At 42.5% G+C, this 17,411-nt stretch carries 16 protein-coding genes; 11 read left to right on the top strand and 5 right to left on the bottom strand.

All coding sequences use genetic code 11. The features are described 5' to 3' along the window. Positions 1-109: 109 nt before the first annotated feature. From CSV74_RS05335 to CSV74_RS05325, 3 genes are all read left to right on the top strand, one after another. On the top strand, positions 110-2,920 hold the full coding sequence (locus CSV74_RS05335) for a 2-oxoglutarate dehydrogenase E1 component (RefSeq protein ID WP_099690854.1): 2,811 nt from the start codon (positions 110-112) through the stop codon (positions 2,918-2,920). 99 nt (positions 2,921-3,019) lie between these two features. After that, positions 3,020-4,252 (top strand): 2-oxoglutarate dehydrogenase complex dihydrolipoyllysine-residue succinyltransferase, encoded by a 1,233-nt coding sequence (gene odhB, locus CSV74_RS05330; RefSeq protein WP_099690853.1) that lies wholly within the window; start codon positions 3,020-3,022, stop codon positions 4,250-4,252. Positions 4,253-4,315: 63 nt separating this feature from the next. Further along, positions 4,316-4,513, top strand: coding sequence for a DUF6501 family protein (locus CSV74_RS05325; protein WP_029053831.1), 198 nt, complete (start codon positions 4,316-4,318; stop codon positions 4,511-4,513). Positions 4,514-4,858: 345 nt separating this feature from the next. Here the strand turns inward: CSV74_RS05325 and CSV74_RS05320 are convergent, their stop codons facing one another. Together CSV74_RS05320 and CSV74_RS05315 are read right to left on the bottom strand one after the other, a co-directional pair. Further along, entirely contained in the window at positions 4,859-6,112 is a 1,254-nt protein-coding gene (locus CSV74_RS05320) for a toxic anion resistance protein (protein ID WP_369823690.1), read from the bottom strand. Next, on the bottom strand, positions 6,039-6,608 hold the full coding sequence (locus tag CSV74_RS05315; RefSeq protein WP_232321227.1) for a 5-bromo-4-chloroindolyl phosphate hydrolysis family protein: 570 nt from the start codon (positions 6,606-6,608) through the stop codon (positions 6,039-6,041). The genes CSV74_RS05320 and CSV74_RS05315 overlap by 74 nt, the downstream gene beginning before the upstream one ends. A gap of 324 nt (positions 6,609-6,932) precedes the next feature. Here CSV74_RS05315 and CSV74_RS05310 point away from each other — a divergent pair, with 324 nt between their 5' ends. Both CSV74_RS05310 and CSV74_RS05305 read left to right on the top strand, forming a co-directional pair. Further along, entirely contained in the window at positions 6,933-7,226 is a 294-nt protein-coding gene (locus CSV74_RS05310) for a DUF1033 family protein (RefSeq protein ID WP_099690850.1), read from the top strand. Positions 7,227-7,435: 209 nt separating this feature from the next. Then, positions 7,436-7,636, top strand: coding sequence for a cold-shock protein (locus CSV74_RS05305; RefSeq protein ID WP_029053827.1), 201 nt, complete (start codon positions 7,436-7,438; stop codon positions 7,634-7,636). A gap of 47 nt (positions 7,637-7,683) precedes the next feature. On the opposite strand, the gene CSV74_RS05300 is transcribed toward CSV74_RS05305, so the two are convergent. Next, positions 7,684-8,376, bottom strand: a complete 693-nt coding sequence (locus tag CSV74_RS05300; RefSeq protein ID WP_029053826.1) for a hypothetical protein — start codon at positions 8,374-8,376, stop codon at positions 7,684-7,686. Between the two features lie 416 nt (positions 8,377-8,792). On the opposite strand from CSV74_RS05300, the gene CSV74_RS05295 reads away from it, so the two are divergent. Next, the gene (locus CSV74_RS05295; RefSeq protein ID WP_029053825.1) at positions 8,793-9,158 is read left to right on the top strand and encodes a helix-turn-helix domain-containing protein; all 366 of its coding nucleotides are present in this window, start codon (positions 8,793-8,795) and stop codon (positions 9,156-9,158) included. A 161-nt stretch (positions 9,159-9,319) separates the two neighbouring features. Here the strand turns inward: CSV74_RS05295 and CSV74_RS05290 are convergent, their stop codons facing one another. Continuing rightward, positions 9,320-10,918 carry an ABC-F family ATP-binding cassette domain-containing protein gene (locus CSV74_RS05290; protein ID WP_029053824.1) on the bottom strand — a complete coding sequence of 533 codons (1,599 nt, stop codon included), beginning with the start codon at positions 10,916-10,918 and terminating at the stop codon, positions 9,320-9,322. Between the two features lie 150 nt (positions 10,919-11,068). Between CSV74_RS05290 and CSV74_RS05285 the strand changes: the two genes are divergently transcribed. The 3 genes from CSV74_RS05285 (at position 11,069) to CSV74_RS05275 (ending at position 14,545) form a co-directional block, all read left to right on the top strand. Beyond that, the gene (locus tag CSV74_RS05285) at positions 11,069-12,244 is read left to right on the top strand and encodes an MFS transporter (protein ID WP_158231749.1); all 1,176 of its coding nucleotides are present in this window, start codon (positions 11,069-11,071) and stop codon (positions 12,242-12,244) included. A gap of 75 nt (positions 12,245-12,319) precedes the next feature. After that, positions 12,320-13,276: an LCP family protein gene (locus tag CSV74_RS05280; protein ID WP_029053822.1), complete on the top strand. Its 957-nt coding sequence runs from the start codon at positions 12,320-12,322 to the stop codon at positions 13,274-13,276. A 72-nt stretch (positions 13,277-13,348) separates the two neighbouring features. Next, positions 13,349-14,545 (top strand): AI-2E family transporter, encoded by a 1,197-nt coding sequence (locus CSV74_RS05275; RefSeq protein WP_037561801.1) that lies wholly within the window; start codon positions 13,349-13,351, stop codon positions 14,543-14,545. A gap of 253 nt (positions 14,546-14,798) precedes the next feature. On the opposite strand, the gene CSV74_RS05270 is transcribed toward CSV74_RS05275, so the two are convergent. Next, the gene (locus tag CSV74_RS05270) at positions 14,799-15,752 is read right to left on the bottom strand and encodes a substrate-binding domain-containing protein (protein ID WP_099690848.1); all 954 of its coding nucleotides are present in this window, start codon (positions 15,750-15,752) and stop codon (positions 14,799-14,801) included. 160 nt (positions 15,753-15,912) lie between these two features. Between CSV74_RS05270 and modA the strand changes: the two genes are divergently transcribed. Both modA and modB read left to right on the top strand, forming a co-directional pair. After that, complete coding sequence (modA, locus tag CSV74_RS05265; RefSeq protein ID WP_099690847.1) at positions 15,913-16,710, top strand: molybdate ABC transporter substrate-binding protein; 798 nt, start codon at positions 15,913-15,915, stop codon at positions 16,708-16,710. Between the two features lie 26 nt (positions 16,711-16,736). Next, entirely contained in the window at positions 16,737-17,411 is a 675-nt protein-coding gene (gene modB, locus CSV74_RS05260; protein WP_099637793.1) for a molybdate ABC transporter permease subunit, read from the top strand.

The following is a 17,411-nucleotide window of genomic DNA, read 5'->3' as shown; positions in this document are numbered from 1 at the left end:
GCATATTAGGATTAATCCCTTTCAGTTCTAAGGTTTGCGTGCTATTATTATGTAGAAGTAGTGAAAATAAACACAACAAGCCATTTGGCAAATGTGGAGGTCATATTACATGTCGAACAATGTGGATTCCCATCGTTCCCCGTATGCTAATTTTTCGGGTCCAAACCTTGGGTATGTAATGGAAATGTACGATCTGTTCAAAACAGATCAAGATGCAGTAGATCCTGATTTAGCAGAGCTATTCAGGAATTTTGGTGCGCCTCAGATGGATGAGTCAGGTCAAGAGGCAGTTATAGCGCAAGGTTCCCAAACGGATTTGCGTAAAGTTCTTGCCGTTTATTCTTTACTTGAAGCTATTCGTTCTTATGGACATCTTGCAGCAGACATTTATCCATTAAACGATCGACCTAAAGATACATCACGTCTTGAACTGTCATATCATGGATTGACAGAAAGCGATCTGGTCGGATTGCCAGCAACTTTGTTCTTGAAAAATGTTCCAGCGACAGTTGAAAACGGATTAGATGCAATGAATTATTTGAAGTCTCTTTATACAGGCTCCATTGCATACGAATTCTCTCACTTGATCGATGAAACAGAGCGTAACTGGATTCAATCTAAAATTGAAAACGGCGACGTACAGTCAAAAATGCAAGGAGACGAGAAAAAACAACTTCTTGAGCGTTTGACGAAAATTGAAGGCTTTGAAAAATTCATTCACCGTACATTCGTTGGAGCGAAACGTTTCTCTATCGAAGGTGTAGACACATTAGTCGTCTTAATTGATGAATTAATGCGTCTATCCGAAGATGCGCAAATGGAAAAAGTGCTAATTGGCATGGCTCACCGCGGACGTCTGAATGTGTTGACGCACAACTTAAACAAACCATACGAAATGATGTTCGCAGAATTCGCAGGCGTACCTGCTTCACCGTTCTTGCCAAAAGACGGATCTCTTGAAGTAACTCGCGGCTGGTTCGGCGACGTGAAATACCATATGGGTGCTCTTCATAAAGGTAAATCTGGGATGAATCGCTTCCTTGCGTACAACCCGTCTCACCTAGAAGTGGTAAACCCGGTGATTACTGGTCAGACTCGTGCTGCACAAGAAAACACGGACAACCCAGGTATTCCACAACAAGATACAAATAAAGCATACGCGATCTTAGTACACGGTGATGCTGCGTTCCCTGGACAAGGTATCGTTCCTGAATCGTTCAACTATTCTCGCGTTCGCGGTTTCAGAACAGGCGGATCGGTTCACGTCATCGCCAACAACACAATTGGCTTCACGACGGAATATTATGATTCCCGTTCTACACACTATGCATCCGATCCAGCAAAAGGCTATGAAGTGCCTGTATTCCACGTGAATGCAGATCACCCAGAAGAAGTACTAGCTGTTGCTAAACTGGCATTTGAATATCGCCAGGCGTTCGGTAAAGACGTACTGATCGACTTGATTGGGTACCGTCGTTACGGACACAACGAAATGGATGAGCCACTAGTAACAAATCCAGTGATGTACCACGAAATCCATAAACACCCAACGGTTCGTGAACTTTACGGACAGCGTCTAGTTGAGCAAAACCTTTTGACAGACGAAGAAGTGAAAGAAATGGACAAGTCCGTGATCGCAACTATGCAACAAGCGTACGATCACGTAAAAGAAGAATCAGCAGACGCACCGGAAATTTCCAACGCAACGCCGGAAGTGGTACAAGCTGGACTTCCACGTGACCTTGAAACAGGGGTAGCGGAAGATCGCCTTCGCCTAATGAACGAAGAGCTATTGACTTACCCGGATGAATTCACCGTCTTCAACAAATTGGATAAAATCTTGAAGCGTCGCCTGGAGCCGTTTAAAGGTAAAGGGAAGATTGACTGGGCACATGCGGAGCAATTAGCATTCGGTTCAATCATTCAAGACGGTAAACCAATCCGTATGTCTGGACAAGATATCCAGCGCGGTACATTTGCACAGCGTCACTTAGTATTGCATGATGAGAAAACAGGTGAAGAACTTGTTCCATTGCATCATATTAGCGGATCCAATGCTTCATTCGTGGCGTATAACAGCCCACTGTCAGAAGCAGGAATCGTAGGTTATGAATTCGGTTATAACTTAGAAGAAGACAAAACGATGTCGATCTGGGAAGCGCAATACGGTGACTTCTCGAACATGGCACAAGTTATGTTCGACCAGTTCGTATCTTCAAGTTATTCGAAGTGGGGTCAGCAATCCGGCCTAGTGCTATTGTTGCCGCACGCATTTGAAGGACAAGGACCAGAACACTCCAGTTCACGTATTGAACGTTACCTACAACTCTGTGGGGAAAACAACTGGACAGTTGCGAATATCTCCAGCGCAGCAAACTACTTCCACGTATTGCGTCGTCAGTCGAAAATTCTCGGCAGCGAAGCAGAACGTCCGTTAGTTATTGCTACACCTAAGTCTTTACTTCGTCACCCACTAGTTGGAGCGGATGTTGAAGACTTAACGGAAGGTCACTTCAAGACAGTTCTCGAGCAACCTGGCACAGGGAAAAAGCCTGAAAAAGTCAAAAAGATCTTGTTTGCAAGCGGGAAGATGGCAATCGACTTGGCTGAAAAGATTAAAGACGGCGAAGGATTCGACTACTTGCACGTGGTACGTGTAGAGCAGCTATATCCATTCCCATCCGACAAAATCAAAGAAATCGTTGCACGTTACCCGAAAGTAAAAGATTTAGTATGGGTTCAGGAAGAGCCGAAGAACATGGGTACATGGTCATTTGCTTATCCATTCCTAGAAAAATTAGCTGACGGTAAGAACATTTCGTATGTAGGACGTATTAAGCGTTCAAGTCCTTCTGAAGGTGACGGCGCTTCTCATAAAAAAGAACAAAATCGCATCATTGAAGAAGCTTTAAAAAAGTGATATAACAAGTAAGGAAGCTTTACAATTAAATTTAAAAACTACTTAAACAAAGTAGCTTGTCCGTTAATAAAACGGTATACCTACGAGGAGGAATTTATTGTGGCAGAGATCAGAGTACCTGAACTAGCAGAATCAATTACAGAAGGTACAATTGCAAAATGGTTAAAACAACCCGGTGAAAACGTGGATAAAGGTGAATTCATCGTTGAATTGGAAACAGATAAAGTAAACGTCGAAGTCATCTCAGAAGAAGCAGGCGTTTTGTCTGAACTATTGGCTGCAGAAGGCGACACAGTTGAAGTTGGCCAAGTTATCGCGATTGTAGGGGAAGGTTCAGGTGCACCGGCACAACAAGCTCCACAAGCAACTGAAGCTGCAGCACCTGCTCCAGCGCAAAAAGAAGAAACTCCGGCTCCGGCAGCAGCTGTAGCGGAAGAAACATCTTCTTCAGACCGCACGATTGCAAGCCCAGCAGCACGCAAGCTTGCTCGTGAAAAAGGTATTAATCTTGCAGACGTATCACCTGTTGATCCAATGGGTCGCGTACGCGCACAAGACGTATCTGCTCACAACAACGCTCCAGCACCTAAAGCTCCTGCAGCACCAGCTACTAAAGCAGAAGCAAAGGATGACGGCCGTATTACACGTCAGAAAATGACTCGTCGTCGTCAAACAATTGCTAAGCGTTTGCTTGAAGTAAGACAATCTACAGCAATGTTGACTACATTCAATGAAATTGATATGTCGAAAATGATGGAACTTCGTTCACGCAAAAAAGACCAGTTCTTCGAGCAAAACGATGTACGTCTAGGCTTCATGTCATTCTTCACGAAAGCAGTCGTTGCAGCATTGAAGAAATATCCATATGTTAACGCTGAAATCGATGGCGATGAAATTCTATTGAAGAACTACTTCGATATCGGTATCGCAGTATCTACTGACGGCGGACTAGTTGTTCCAAACGTAGTAGACGCAGACCGTAAGAGCTTTGCTGAAATCGAAGCATCTATCGGAGAACTTGCGAAAAAAGCTCGCGACAACAAATTGACAATGGCTGATATGACAGGCGGTTCATTCACCATTACAAACGGTGGGGTATTCGGTTCACTATTGTCTACTCCAATCCTTAACGGTACACAAGTAGGAATCTTAGGTATGCATACAATTCAGAAGCGTCCAGTAGCTGTTGGTGACAATATCGAAATTCGCCCAATGATGTATGTTGCACTTTCTTATGATCACCGTGTAATTGATGGGAAAGATTCAGTAGGATTCTTGAAGATGGTTAAAGAGTTGCTTGAAAACCCTGAAGACCTTCTACTAGGTTCTTAATTAACTCAAATCAAGCGACCCGCTAATCAGCGGGTCGTTTTTATTTAAGGAAGGAGAGATTGTATGTCATTTTTACAATGGTTGGATGAACCTTCGTTGAAGACGGTGACGTGTACGCATACCGATGCAGCGAAGTATTTGGTTAGTAATATGCTGACAGTAGGGAAGTCATATGAAGTAAAGAATGAGACAGAAGAATTTATCTTTGTAGTAGATAATTCTGGCAAGGTCGGCGGGTATTATAAGACGTATTTTGAGTGATTGATTGGTGAATAGATAGTATAGTAGGGATTTTTGAGACGATTCTTAATTGAATCGTCTTTTTTATGTTTGAGATTGGTAGGGCGGGAAGTGTTGTAGTTTGAAGTTTTAAACGTCATTAACTGGTGAGGACGGCAATGCGGGTTTCGCTCATTAAATCGTCTAAGCGCTCATAGTTCAAGCGAATTCGCTCTATAGTCACTGCCAACCGCTCTATCAGGTGCCGCACCCGCTCATACGATAACACTAAACGCTCTATCGTAGACTGTAACCGCTCAATGCCCGCAACCGCTCTATCGGTCTAGACCGATATACTGAACTTACACAACAAAAAAACCGTCTCTCTTACGAGGGACGGTTTTGTGACTCTTCATATACAGCTAGTAAACGTGTTTTGAGGTCTTGTTCCATTTTAGCGATCTCGCTCTCAGCAGCTTTGCGTTTCGCACGGCCATCCGCTTGGATCAGCAAAGTTTCTTCGATCGTCTGGATCAAGTTCTCCTGTGTCGTCTTCAATGTATCGATTTCAATAATACCTTTTTCGTTCTCTTTTGCGGTTTCAATACTATTCACTTTCAACATTTCGGAGTTACGAAGCAACAAGTCGTTCGTAGTCTTCGTGACAAGCTTCTGTGACTCCACAGCCTTTTGTTGACGGTTTAGCGTCAGAGCAATTGCAATCTGGTTCTTCCATAGGGGAATCGCCGTCATAATGGATGCCTGAATCTTCTCCGCCAACGTTTGGTTCGTTTGCTGGATCATGCGGATCTGTGGAGCACTTTGAATCGTGATTTGACGGGATAGTTGCAAGTCGTATAGGCGTTTTTCTAAACGATCAACAAATTGTGCCATATCGTTGACTTCTTGGACCATCATTTGATCGTCTGACTGCTGTGCTTTTTTATGCAGTTCAGGAATGATTGTACTATTGATTTCATCGATCTTTAATTCCGCAGCTGCGATGTAAACGTTCAGTGCTTGGAAGTAGGTTTTATTTTGTTCATACAAATTATCTAGCATACGGACGTCATCCATTAAACCGCGCTTGGAGTGTTCTAGTTGAACGCTTATTTTATCGACTTGTGTGCCGAGTTTTTCGTATTTAGTCATAATTTCTTTAATCGGGCGAGTTGCCTTGTTAAATAAACGGCTAAGACCTGATTTCTTTTTATCCGATAAATCGTCTGTATCAATTTCGGATAGTTTAGCCATTAATTCATTCAGTACCTCACCGACAGGGCCGATGTCTTTGCTTTGTACATGATCAAGCATTTTGTGTGAAAAGTTGGATAGTTCATTTTGTGCATTCGCACCGTAAGAAATCACAGCTTCATAATTACCAACAGGAATTTGTGAAGCCAATTGTCTTGCTTTGTCTTGTTCTTCAGGTGTTAATCGGTCGATCAATTTAGCGGGTGCTGCTGTGTCTGCCAGCGAATTTTCCATCTCTTTCGGAAGCAAGCTAGCATCCATATCAAATGGATTATCGAGTAGGTCATCCATTGATTTTTCTTGTAGTACGTTTTTATCTGTCATTAGAGTGTTCTCCTTTCGATTCAAGCAACGGTTTGTCTCTCTTGAGTGTAATATCGACGTAATCAATTTCCATACGGAGCTGTTCCAAATCAGTTGATACAGCGTTGCGTAGATCTCGTTCCATTTCGAGGCTCAAATCGGATAATGTTTCGCGTGTATGTTGTAACGCGACTTTGATATCTTGGTCTTTTAATGGTTGATTAACGAGTAGGCTGTACTTTGATGTTAATTCAACGACAGAATCAAGATGAGCATAGAAAAAGCTTTCGACTTGATAGAACTTTCTTGGATTGGACTGGACGATCTTAATGATGCGTCGAGCCATCGAAGACATATCGTATACTTGTCTGAATGCCTGTATTGAACGAACTTGTCCGTACATACTTCCGAGTTGTTTTAGCTTCCGTTTAGATTCATTCACTTGTTGTTCAATATGTTTATATTCAGAGCGCGCCATCCCGAATTTTTTTAGTGTGGAGCGTAACTGCAGTTCTTTAATTCCTACGTTGCCTCCTGCATACAGTGCGATCCCGATCGCGGAGCTTATGAAAAAGTTCATGCTTGTACCGCCTATTAGGAGAGCCCATGTCAGGAAACTAGTCGAAGCCATAATTACATGTCGTGTGAAGAAATTTTTTATATTATTCATGATGGTTCAGGCCGCCTTCCATTCTGACTCTATATAATACTTACGGATTAACAGCGAAAAGGTTTCATTTATCGTGTAGATAGTAAGGTTACTGGAGCCTATATCAATTATAGCCGAAAACCGCCGAAAACTCATATATTACGCCACATGAATCGATTTACTTTGATAAGCGAGTTGAATTTGCTAAAATGAATATCATTCCTGCATAGCGAGAGATAAAGGGGTGCTTACTGAATGTATGAAGTGGTATACATGAAGGCGGACTTTGAGCCGTGGTGGATGTTTGAAGAGTGGAGAGACTACTCTGTTTCATCCAAAACATTTACGAATATAATCGACACAGAATCATATATTAAAGAAGTGATCGGGAAGATGAAACCGTATTTCGAGCATTATGAAGTTCGTAAAGGCTGCTTCCATGCATTTTGGTCGACTTCCGAAAAACACTATTGCGAAGGCTGTGAGGGAGATTTGCAATTGTATCACGGCATCATTGTGTTAGTAGACGGAGAACCAAACATATCGTAAGAACATTCTGTAAAAATGTATTTATTCAATTGACAAAGAAGCCCAGTATGTTATACTAGACGTAAGTAAATCAATCGAACGACCGTATGCTAAGAGATTCACCTATTACAAAAGGGATCGGCGACGTCGGCAACTTTTGTAATACGTGAATTTTTTTGTATGTTAAGGTTCGTGTATTAAAGTATTTATATTTTTTTGGAGGTAATCGAATGAAACAAGGAACAGTGAAATGGTTTAACTCAGAAAAGGGCTTCGGTTTTATCGAAGTTGACGGAGAAGAAGACATCTTTGTACACTTCTCAGCAATCCAAGGCGAAGGATTCAAATCTCTTGACGAAGGTCAGCAGGTTGAATTTGAAGTAGTCGAAGGTAACCGTGGTCTACAAGCAGCTAACGTTGTTAAAATCTAAACCACTTAAAAAGGCGCCTAGTGTGGCGCCTTTTTGTTTGCAAAAAATCAAGGTTGTGTCACTGTTTCTAGGCTAGACGTGACAACAAATTCTTCTTCGCCTTCCATCGGCATCACCGATTCACGTTTAACTTCTCCGAAATCCTTCACGAGATAGATCCTGTTCACAAAGTCATTTCCAGCCTGCTCCATTACGACCGCATCTTCAAATTGCTGATAAGGCGTTTCCACTGAGGCATTCATCTCGACAATTTTCCAGTCATCAAATGTTGTCCCTACTTCGATTGGACCTTTCAAATACGTACGGACCGGATTCATGGACTCTAGCTCAGCTGTCGTTGGGACTCCAGCATCCAATTCGATATGTTCCTCTTGCAATACTTGAATTTCATCTCCATCCACTTTAAATACTTTTTGAACGAATGCACCCCCGTTGTTTTCGTGTATCACGACATAATCTTGTGCAGGTCGTGCAACAGTGATGTCTAGCTCAGCAAATTCATTACCGACACCTTTATAATGCGCGCTGGAACCGTCAGGAAGAAAGTAATCCAAGAGAGATACGTCGGTTAAATTGGCATCCTCGTTCCCATTTTGCTGTTCTGACTTGTCAGTGTCCGTTCCTTTTTGATTTGTCTCTGAAGAGTCAGTCTTACCATCCATCGACGTAGTAGGCTTGTTTGAGCATCCAGCGAGCACGAGAAGCAGTGCAGCCATTAGAAACCATAAATTGCGTTTCATAATGAAAAACCTCCTTTTTACTTTGTGTTATTCCCTTCATAGTGGAATCTATTCGTAGAGTATAAAAATAGGTCAGAGTAAACGGCTCAGGATTCAATTTAATTATTGGGGTGGGACAACACTTAAAATATTCTTAATATTTCATTCGATTTCTAAGCTAAAGATTTCTTTCGACAAACGAATTCTAGCAAGAACAAATAATTTTATAAATATTTTTAAAGATAGAAATGGAGATATCGACTCTCAAATTATAGGGCTAATTTACTAACCTCCAAATTAATCCATCTATGAACATATTATATAGTTCTAACAAAACCTGGTTCCAAATAATCCCTATATGCTATAATAATACTCGCATCTCATTATTTGGTATACTATGCATAACGCACGTACAGCAATCAAGGAGGGGAAGAGCAATGAAGAGTACTTTCGTCATTCGTCAAAGAGCTTTTTTGAAGCTCTACATGCTCAACAAGGCAGAAGAAGGGAACTTGTATGGTTTACAGATGTTAGATGACCTTCAAGATCATTTTAGAGACCTAGGTTATCGTCCAACTAAATCTGAAGTATACAAGTCTCTTCATGATTTACTCAACGATGGTTTAATCGTCAGACATCCAATCCATAAGCAAGGAACGGAGATGCAGACGCTTTACATTTACCGCATTGGGGACAAGGAGAAAGTGAAAGCTTATAAAGATACTATAAAGTTCGAGATTGATCGATCTATCTCATTACTAAAGAGAGCACTGCAAGACAATTATTCGCAAAAGAGACAATAATATGTGAAGTCGTGCTGGCTAATGTTTTAGCAAATCAAGTTTATGTCGCTAGCAAATCGACGGCTTTTATACATCATGTAAATTTATCATGTATTCGTATAAGTGCAAAAAACTCCCCTAGAAGTTTTACCTTCTAGGGGAGTCACTATATCCACTACCTATTAAGCTTTCTGACCTTTCCATTCCAAATACTCATCATATGTCATCATCTTATCAAAGATTGTTCCATCATCATTGATTTCGATTACACGATTAGCAATTGTTTGGATGAACTGGTGGTCATGAGATGTGAAGATCATAGCGCCCTTAAACGCGATCAAACCATTGTTAAGTGCTTGGATAGATTCCAAGTCCAAGTGGTTTGTTGGCTCGTCTAGAAGAAGAACGTTTGCGCTTGTCAGCATCATTTTCGATAACATACAGCGAACTTTTTCTCCACCTGATAAGACGTTCGGCTTTTTCTTTACTTCTTCACCTGAGAATAGCATACGTCCAAGGAATCCACGCAAGAATGTTTCCGTTTCATCTTCAGGAGAGTATTGACGAAGCCATTCAACTAATGTCGGCTCGGAACCTTCGAAATACTTCGAGTTATCCATAGGGAAGTAGGCACGAGTTGTCGTCACGCCCCATTTGATTACTCCTGTATCCGGCTCTGTTTCTTCAGCTAACATATCGAGTAAAGCCGATTTTGCAAGTGGGTTACCGATCAATACGACTTTATCATCTTTATTGAGTGTAAAGGTCGCATCTTTAATAAATGTTTTGCCATCAACCGTTTTTGTGACATCTTTGATCGTCAAGACATCGTTACCAATTTCGCGGCCTATTGTAAAGTTAACGAATGGATAACGGCGTGAAGAAGGCTTGATATCATCCAACTCGATTTTATCCAATGTCTTTTTACGAGACGTTGCTTGTTTGGATTTCGATGCGTTAGCACTGAAACGCGCGATAAACGCTTGTAATTCTTTTACTTTTTCTTCTTTTTTCTTGTTTGATTCTTGTGACAGTTTCAAAGCTAATTGACTTGATTCGTACCAGAAGTCATAGTTACCCGCGTAGATCTGGATTTTACCAAAGTCGAGATCGGCGATGTGTGTACATACTTTATTCAAGAAATGACGGTCGTGGGAAACGACTACGACAGTGTTTTCAAAGTTGATCAAGAATTCTTCAAGCCACTGGATTGCTTTAAGATCCAAGTTGTTTGTCGGCTCATCTAGTAGTAGTACATCTGGTTTGCCGAACAAAGCTTGTGCGAGCAATACTTTTACTTTGCTTGACCCATCAAGCTCTGCCATCGTCGCGTGATGCATACTTTCAGGAACACCAAGACCTTGAAGAAGTACAGAAGCTTCAGATTCCGCTTCCCATCCGTTCATCTCTGCGAATTCACCTTCGAGTTCAGCTGCACGCATGCCATCTTCGTCAGAGAAGTCTTCTTTCATATAAATCGCGTCTTTTTCTTTCATGACTTCATATAGCTCTTTATGACCCATGATGACTAGATCCATCACTACGAACTCTTCGTACTCGAAGTGGTTCTGCTTCAGGACAGCTAAGCGCTCATCTTTCCCAAGAATAACATTACCTGTTTGGGGTTCAAGTTCACCTGACACAATTTTTACAAATGTTGATTTACCAGCGCCGTTCGCTCCAATTAATCCATAGCAATTGCCTGGATTGAACTGTATATTGACATCTTCGAATAGCTTGCGATCGCCGAAGCGAAGACTTAAATTACTAACTGCTAACATAAATAATATCCTCCTAATTTCACAATGTTCCTAGTATACATTAAAATTACGTGAAATGGAATGTTTGAACTAGTACTGTTTACAAATTCGTTTTACGATATAATGACGGTAGATGTTCTATACGTATCCTATACAAAAGGAGTCTTTGGATTGCGCTCTAAAACTAGTCAAGGTCTATTATTATTTGCAATCTTTATAGTCGCGCTCAACTTACGGCCGGCAATTACGTCCATCGGGCCGATGCTAAACATCATCCGTGATGATTTGTTGTTGTCGAACACTCAAGTAAGTCTACTGACTGTTATTCCAGTGATCTGCATGGGCGTCTTCGCTCTGCTAGCACCGATACTGAATAAAGCAATCGGCTTGAATAAAACGATGTACTGGATGTTGTTGTTACTCGCTGTAGCAACCGGCATGCGTTATTCTGTCACGTCGTTCAGTGTGTTATTACTGACAGCTTTCAGTGCAGGTGTGGCCATTGCTGTCATTGGTCCGCTATTATCCGCACTGATCAAACAATACTTCCCGATGCATGTTGCTGTAGTCGTCGGAATTTATTCATTCGGCATGGGCATGGGGGCGACGCTGAGTACTGGATTGACAGGTGTCTTGTATGAGAAATCCTCCTATTCATTCGCACTCGCTGTTTGGGCCGTCATTGCAATTCTTGGCATTATTGCGTGGGCAGTTACGGCTGCACATCCGATTGAAGTGAAGCAAGTGACAGAGCAACCTGTGGAAAAAGGGAAGAACCCTTGGCGCAGTAAACAGGCATGGAGCTTCCTGATCTTCTTTGGTTTACAGACCGCATTATTCTTTTCTGTTTTGACGTATCTCGTTCCTATCGCGGTATCGCACGGCATGACGCTTCTACAAGCTGGGACATTGCTAAGTGGGATGACAATCGTGCAAATTTTTATGAATATCGGCTTTCCTATTGTTTTACAGAAGTTTGCTAGCAGAACGCCGGCACTTGTCGTAATTCTTGCACTCGGTATTGTCTCGATTGGGTTAATGTGGACAGCTGATCCGCTGTGGTTTGCCATTGGAGTTCTCGTCATGGGGATTCCGCTCGGTGGATTATTCCCGATTTGCTTGTTGATGCCGATGGACGCGACGGATACTGCCGAAGAAACAAATTCATGGACTGCGATGATGCAGACAGGTGGTTTCATCATCGGAGGGATTTTGCCGTTACTGATCGCTTCCTTATATGACTATACTGAAAATCATTACGTGACATTGTTCGTATTTCTTGTTTTATTTGTGGCTATGCTAGTGCTAGCGTTGCAAATAGGTCGGTCCGCCAAGCAAAGCTCGTAACTGGACGCAACCCCTTGTGAACAGAAACGTCCTGATTAACAGGATACACACGGATAATGGAGGAATGAATGCCACATGGAAGAACACTTCGACGAACAACAGCCGCATCGCAGAAAAAAGAAGCGTAAATTACGCGTTGGCAGAGTTTTTATGACAGTACTATTGCTTTTCACGGTAACGACCTCAGCGTATAGTTACTTTCAATATAAACAAGGTAAGGCTATGACGGCAGGCAGTAAGATTAATCCAGGAGAGTTTCAAGGTGATTTGCTGAGTCCGCAAGATCCGACGACGGAAAATTATTTATTGCTTGGCATCGACAATGATGGCACTGGAAAATATCGCACCGATACGATGATGGTGCTGTCTTGGGATCAAACCGCTGGTACTGCGCATTTAATTTCATTCATGCGGGATATTTACGCACAAATTCCAGGGTACCAGTCGTACAAGCTTAATACCGCGTACTACTTAGGCGGAGTACAAACGGCGAAAGAAACGATTTCGGGGATGTTCAATATCCCGATTCATCACTACGCAGTTGTCGATTTTAATAATTTCGAGTCGATCATGGATATTGCGTTTCCGAAAGGCCTCGAAATGAATGTAAAGAATGAAATGTCTGAGAAAATCGGTGTTACGCTAAAACCGGGCGTACAGCGGTTGAACGGTAAAGAGTTACTCGGTTATGCACGATTCCGTGCAGACGATGAAGGCGACTTCGGTCGGGTCAACCGCCAGCAGGAAGTGATACAAGCAGTGAAGGACGAGCTATTTAGCGTGTCCACTGTTATGCAAGCACCGAAAGTAGCCGGCGCACTCGATAACTTCATTGAAACGGATTTAACTACGAAGGACGAGCTAACAAAAGTGCTGACAGTTATCGCAAAACGTAAACTGGATCTGCAGACATTACGTATTCCAGTTGAGGGCAGTTACTCCTTTACTTCATACAGCCATGCAGGATCTGTAATCGATATTGATTTAGATAAAAACAGAGAAGCGATCCGTTCATTTTTAGCAACACCCTAACGGATCGAATAAAGGGGGAGTGAAACGTTGAGGCAGCCACCAAAAAAGCCTTCTTTACGAGATTTCTGGTCTATTCCTTCTACATCACCAATTGTCGGATTTCTCGGTGGTCAATCTACATTGTTTGTACTGCTTTGTTTATTGTTCATTGGATTGATCATCTTGGTCTTCACTCAAGTTTCATTTATTTTCTATCCAATTCAAGTATTTTTCTCGACTGTCGTTTTGCCTGTAGTACTTGCGACCATTTTATACTACTTAATGCGTCCGATTCTTCGGTTTTTAGAAGAGCGTTTACGCATACCACGCGTCTATGGAATTTTGATCCTTTTACTGGCAACTGCTGGGTTACTAACATTAGTCATTTTCTTAGTGTTACCGTTCCTGCGTTTGCAGTCGATCAATTTATTCGATGAATTTCCTCAGTACTTTAAACAGTTGATTTTGGACATGGATAATTTTTTCAAGAACTCCATTTTTGCTCCGATTTATCAAGGATTCAACTTTAACGTCAATACGTTCCTTGACTCCGGTTTCGAAAGCATCGGCAAATTCTTCACGGAGACGATAGGTGGTATCGCATCAGGCTTGACGTCATTCGTTTCCGCGCTTACCGGAATTATCTTGAGCATTGTTACCGTGCCGCTCATTCTGTTTTATTTACTGAAGGACGGTGAGAAGTTACCACAAACGATTTTGCGTATGTTGCCCCCACGTTTACGTGACGATGCAGCGATCATCTTCCGCGATGCTGATAGACAAATCAGTGCGTATATTCAAGGTCAGATTTTAGTTGCGATTGCGATTGGGATCATGGTATCAATTGGCTTCCTGATTATTGAAATGAAGTATGCATTGCTGCTCGGAGTACTTGCGATGTTCACGAGTATCGTGCCATATCTGGGTCCGGTGATTGCGATCACGCCAGCGGCTATTATTGCGATGGTCACGTCGCCATTCATGCTCGTCAAGCTGGCGATTGTGTGGACGATCGTGCAAGTGATCGAAGGGAAATTTATTTCGCCTCAAATCATGGGGAAGTCGCTGCATATCCACCCAATCACGATTATCTTTGTTTTACTGACGGCCGGCTCGCTGTTCGGCGTCGCTGGGGTGATTCTCGGGATTCCTGCGTATGCGCTACTGAAAGTGGTGGCGACTCATGTATTTTATTTGTTCACGATGCGATATAATCGCTTTGAGACGCAAGAAGAGATGTATTATGAGACAGATTCGCTTGAAGAGTATTATGAGAATGATAGAGAGTAACCCGCCTTTTACTTGGTGGGTTACTTTTTTGTTGAAGGTGTTTGGTGAGTGTGGATAGGCGAAATGCTGAGGCTAATGAGCGGATACAGGTCTTGATAGAGCGCTTGATGAAATGTATGAGCGGTTACGGACCGTGATAGAGCGGTTGGAGATGGCCATAGAGCGGTTACGCATGAACTATGAGCGCGTAGACGAATTAATGAGCGAAACCCGTGCTAAACCTCACTAGTTACATAAAATCGATCAACTATGCCTACACCGTTTCATACAAAATAGTTCCAGTTTTCGTTAAGTCATAGCCACCCACCGCAGCCAATTGCTCTTTGAACGAAGCGGAGTTCAGTGTCTCTACTATGAGTTCGCGCAGCTTTTCATTTTCAGCCGTTTTGATCAGCACTAAATCATACTGCTCCTGAATTAATGGTATGAAGTCCACATCGATCAATCGGGCAGTTTTTTCGATTCCGACGCCTACATCTGCGTAACCGGAAGCAATGCGGGTCGCTACGGCCATGTGATTCAACTCCTCGTCGTCATAGCCTGTAATGGAAGGGGCTGTAATTTCTGCGAGTTGTAGTTGCTCATCCAGCAAAACACGAGCTCCTGAGCCTTTGTCGCGGTTCACAAGGCGGACACCTGGTTGTCCCAGGTCTGACCAGTTCTGTAGTTGCTTCGGATTATTCTTTTGTACATATAACCCAGCTTTTCTACCTAGCAAGTGGATGACCATATAAGAGCGCCCCGTAAGTAGCCGTTTAATATATGGCAAATTATATTCACCGGTTTCTCCGTCAAATAAATGCGTACTGACGATGTCGGCTTGTCCTTGATACATCTTGATCAAGCTATTCAAGCTGCCGGAGAATGATCGCAACGGTCGATAGAGTCCCGATTCTTCTATATGACTAGCTACGATGTCCAGACTCAAATCTTGTCCACTGATGATGACGTGGTTGTCTGAAACCGTTTCTGAAGCAGCGACTTGTGAAATCACTGAAGTCGTAGGCGCCGTTGCCGATTCGCCGCCGCTTTTCAGTCGTTCTTTATATGCTGTCAAATCTACGGCATCGACACGCATTTGACGTCCCACGCGATAGGCTCGGATTTCTCCTTTTTTAATAATGTCATACACTGTTAATTTCGACACTTTCAACAATTGAGCGATTTCATCGGTCGTATAGGAGATATCATTTTCTAGATTTGTCATGTCTCAACCCTCCACAAATAGTACATCTATCTTCTAACATATCATCCATAATTGCAAAATTGACAAGCTTTATAAAGCATAATATGATGATTCTAGATCTAACTAGTTATGTTTAGATATATCTAGTTATAAGTAATAGGGAAGGAGGGGGTACTACATTATGAAACGATTTTCATTTTTCACTCTGTTCATTTCACTAGCCGTTTTGCTGGTAGGATGTTCAGATACGAATGAAACGGAGAAATCAGGCGCAGTGGATCGAGAGAAACCTGAAGCTGAATTATTAATTTCTGCTGCGGCCAGTTTGACGGATGTATTGGAAGAGTTAAAAGGGCCATTTGAAGAAGCGCATGAAGGCATTACGGTGACATACAACTTCGGCAGCTCGGGGAAATTGGCAACGACTATTGAAAACGGCGCACCGTCTGACCTATTCTTGTCTGCCAGTTCAAAAGATATGAATGATATGGAAGATAAAGGGTTACTCGTCAAGGAGTCAAGAAAAGATTTTACTGAAAACGCACTCGTATTAATTACACATAAAGATTCCAATCGTACGATTTCCTCATTTGAAGACATAGATCCAGCAGCACTCGATCATTTAGCAGTTGGTGAACCGGAATCGGTGCCAGTTGGTCGCTATACGAAAGAGACACTTGAAAGCTTGGATCTCTGGGAGTCTTTGCAAGATAAATTAGTTCTCGGCTCAGACGTACGTCAAGTACTGACACATGTGGAAATGGGTAACGCAGATTACGGTGTCGTGTATTCAAGTGATGCATACATTTCAGATGATGTAAAAGTCTTAGCAGAAGCAGATGCAGTTTGGCATGAGCCGATCGTGTACCCGGGCGCTGTCGTGGCTGAATCTAAGCATCAGGATGCCGCACAGCAATTCCTTAACTATTTGACTGGTGAGGAAGGAAAAGAAACGCTGCAGAAGTTTGGATTTAAGTAAAGGAAGGGGGAGAAAGCTTGCTGGATATGGATTATTCACCTTTATTATTATCTCTGAAAGTAGCTGCTATCTCCACTTTCTTTGTTTTTGTAGCAGGCGTGTTCATTGCGTACTTACTTGCGAAGCGTGATTTTTTCGGAAAAAGCATATTGGAAGCATTGTTTTTATTGCCTCTCGTGTTACCACCGACCGTCGTCGGCTTCGGTTTACTCATTTTATTCGGTAAAAAGGGCTGGATCGGCAGTTGGTTACTCGAATGGTTCGATTTCCAAATCGTCTTTACGTGGATTGGCGCTGTTATTGCTTCGATTGTCGTATCGTTTCCTTTAATGTATCAAAGCGCAGCGGCAGCATTTGAAAGTCTCGATGAACGATTATCAAATGCTGCGCGTACGATGGGTGCTTCGGAATGGCGCGTGTTCTGGTCAGTCGTATTCCCGCTTGCTTGGCCTGGTTTACTGGCAGGGTTGGTGCTGTCATTCGCAAGAGGTCTAGGAGAGTTCGGTGCTACTTTAATGCTTGCAGGGTACATACCAGGTAAAACCGACACGATTCCGATGGCGATTTATTTCGCCGTAGAGTCGGGACAGATGGAAAAAGCGACGTTTTGGGTAGTGATCATCATTACATTCGGATTTAGTTTGATTTTATGGGTGAATTGGTGGAGCAAGCGTAATATTAGACGTTTTACGAAGTCTTGA

It is taken from the genome of Sporosarcina sp. P19 (assembly GCF_002743165.1).
Taxonomy (GTDB): domain Bacteria; phylum Bacillota; class Bacilli; order Bacillales_A; family Planococcaceae; genus Sporosarcina; species Sporosarcina ureae.
The sequence above is the reverse complement of the archived record's forward strand: the minus strand, read 5'-3'. Positions and strand labels throughout refer to the sequence as shown.

What these genes read in the sequence shown, in the direction of transcription:
- CSV74_RS05335 (WP_099690854.1), top strand. Translation starts at nt 110, where the DNA reads ATGTCGAACAATGTGGATTCCCATCGTTCCCCGTATGCTAATTTTTCG.
- CSV74_RS05325 (WP_029053831.1), top strand. Translation starts at nt 4,316, where the DNA reads ATGTCATTTTTACAATGGTTGGATGAACCTTCGTTGAAGACGGTGACG.
- CSV74_RS05315 (WP_232321227.1), bottom strand. Translation starts at nt 6,608, where the DNA reads ATGAACTTTTTCATAAGCTCCGCGATCGGGATCGCACTGTATGCAGGA.
- CSV74_RS05310 (WP_099690850.1), top strand. Translation starts at nt 6,933, where the DNA reads ATGTATGAAGTGGTATACATGAAGGCGGACTTTGAGCCGTGGTGGATG.
- CSV74_RS05305 (WP_029053827.1), top strand. Translation starts at nt 7,436, where the DNA reads ATGAAACAAGGAACAGTGAAATGGTTTAACTCAGAAAAGGGCTTCGGT.
- CSV74_RS05300 (WP_029053826.1), bottom strand. Translation starts at nt 8,376, where the DNA reads ATGAAACGCAATTTATGGTTTCTAATGGCTGCACTGCTTCTCGTGCTC.
- CSV74_RS05295 (WP_029053825.1), top strand. Translation starts at nt 8,793, where the DNA reads ATGAAGAGTACTTTCGTCATTCGTCAAAGAGCTTTTTTGAAGCTCTAC.
- CSV74_RS05290 (WP_029053824.1), bottom strand. Translation starts at nt 10,918, where the DNA reads ATGTTAGCAGTTAGTAATTTAAGTCTTCGCTTCGGCGATCGCAAGCTA.
- CSV74_RS05280 (WP_029053822.1), top strand. Translation starts at nt 12,320, where the DNA reads ATGGAAGAACACTTCGACGAACAACAGCCGCATCGCAGAAAAAAGAAG.
- CSV74_RS05270 (WP_099690848.1), bottom strand. Translation starts at nt 15,752, where the DNA reads ATGACAAATCTAGAAAATGATATCTCCTATACGACCGATGAAATCGCT.
- modA (WP_099690847.1), top strand. Translation starts at nt 15,913, where the DNA reads ATGAAACGATTTTCATTTTTCACTCTGTTCATTTCACTAGCCGTTTTG.
- modB (WP_099637793.1), top strand. Translation starts at nt 16,737, where the DNA reads ATGGATTATTCACCTTTATTATTATCTCTGAAAGTAGCTGCTATCTCC.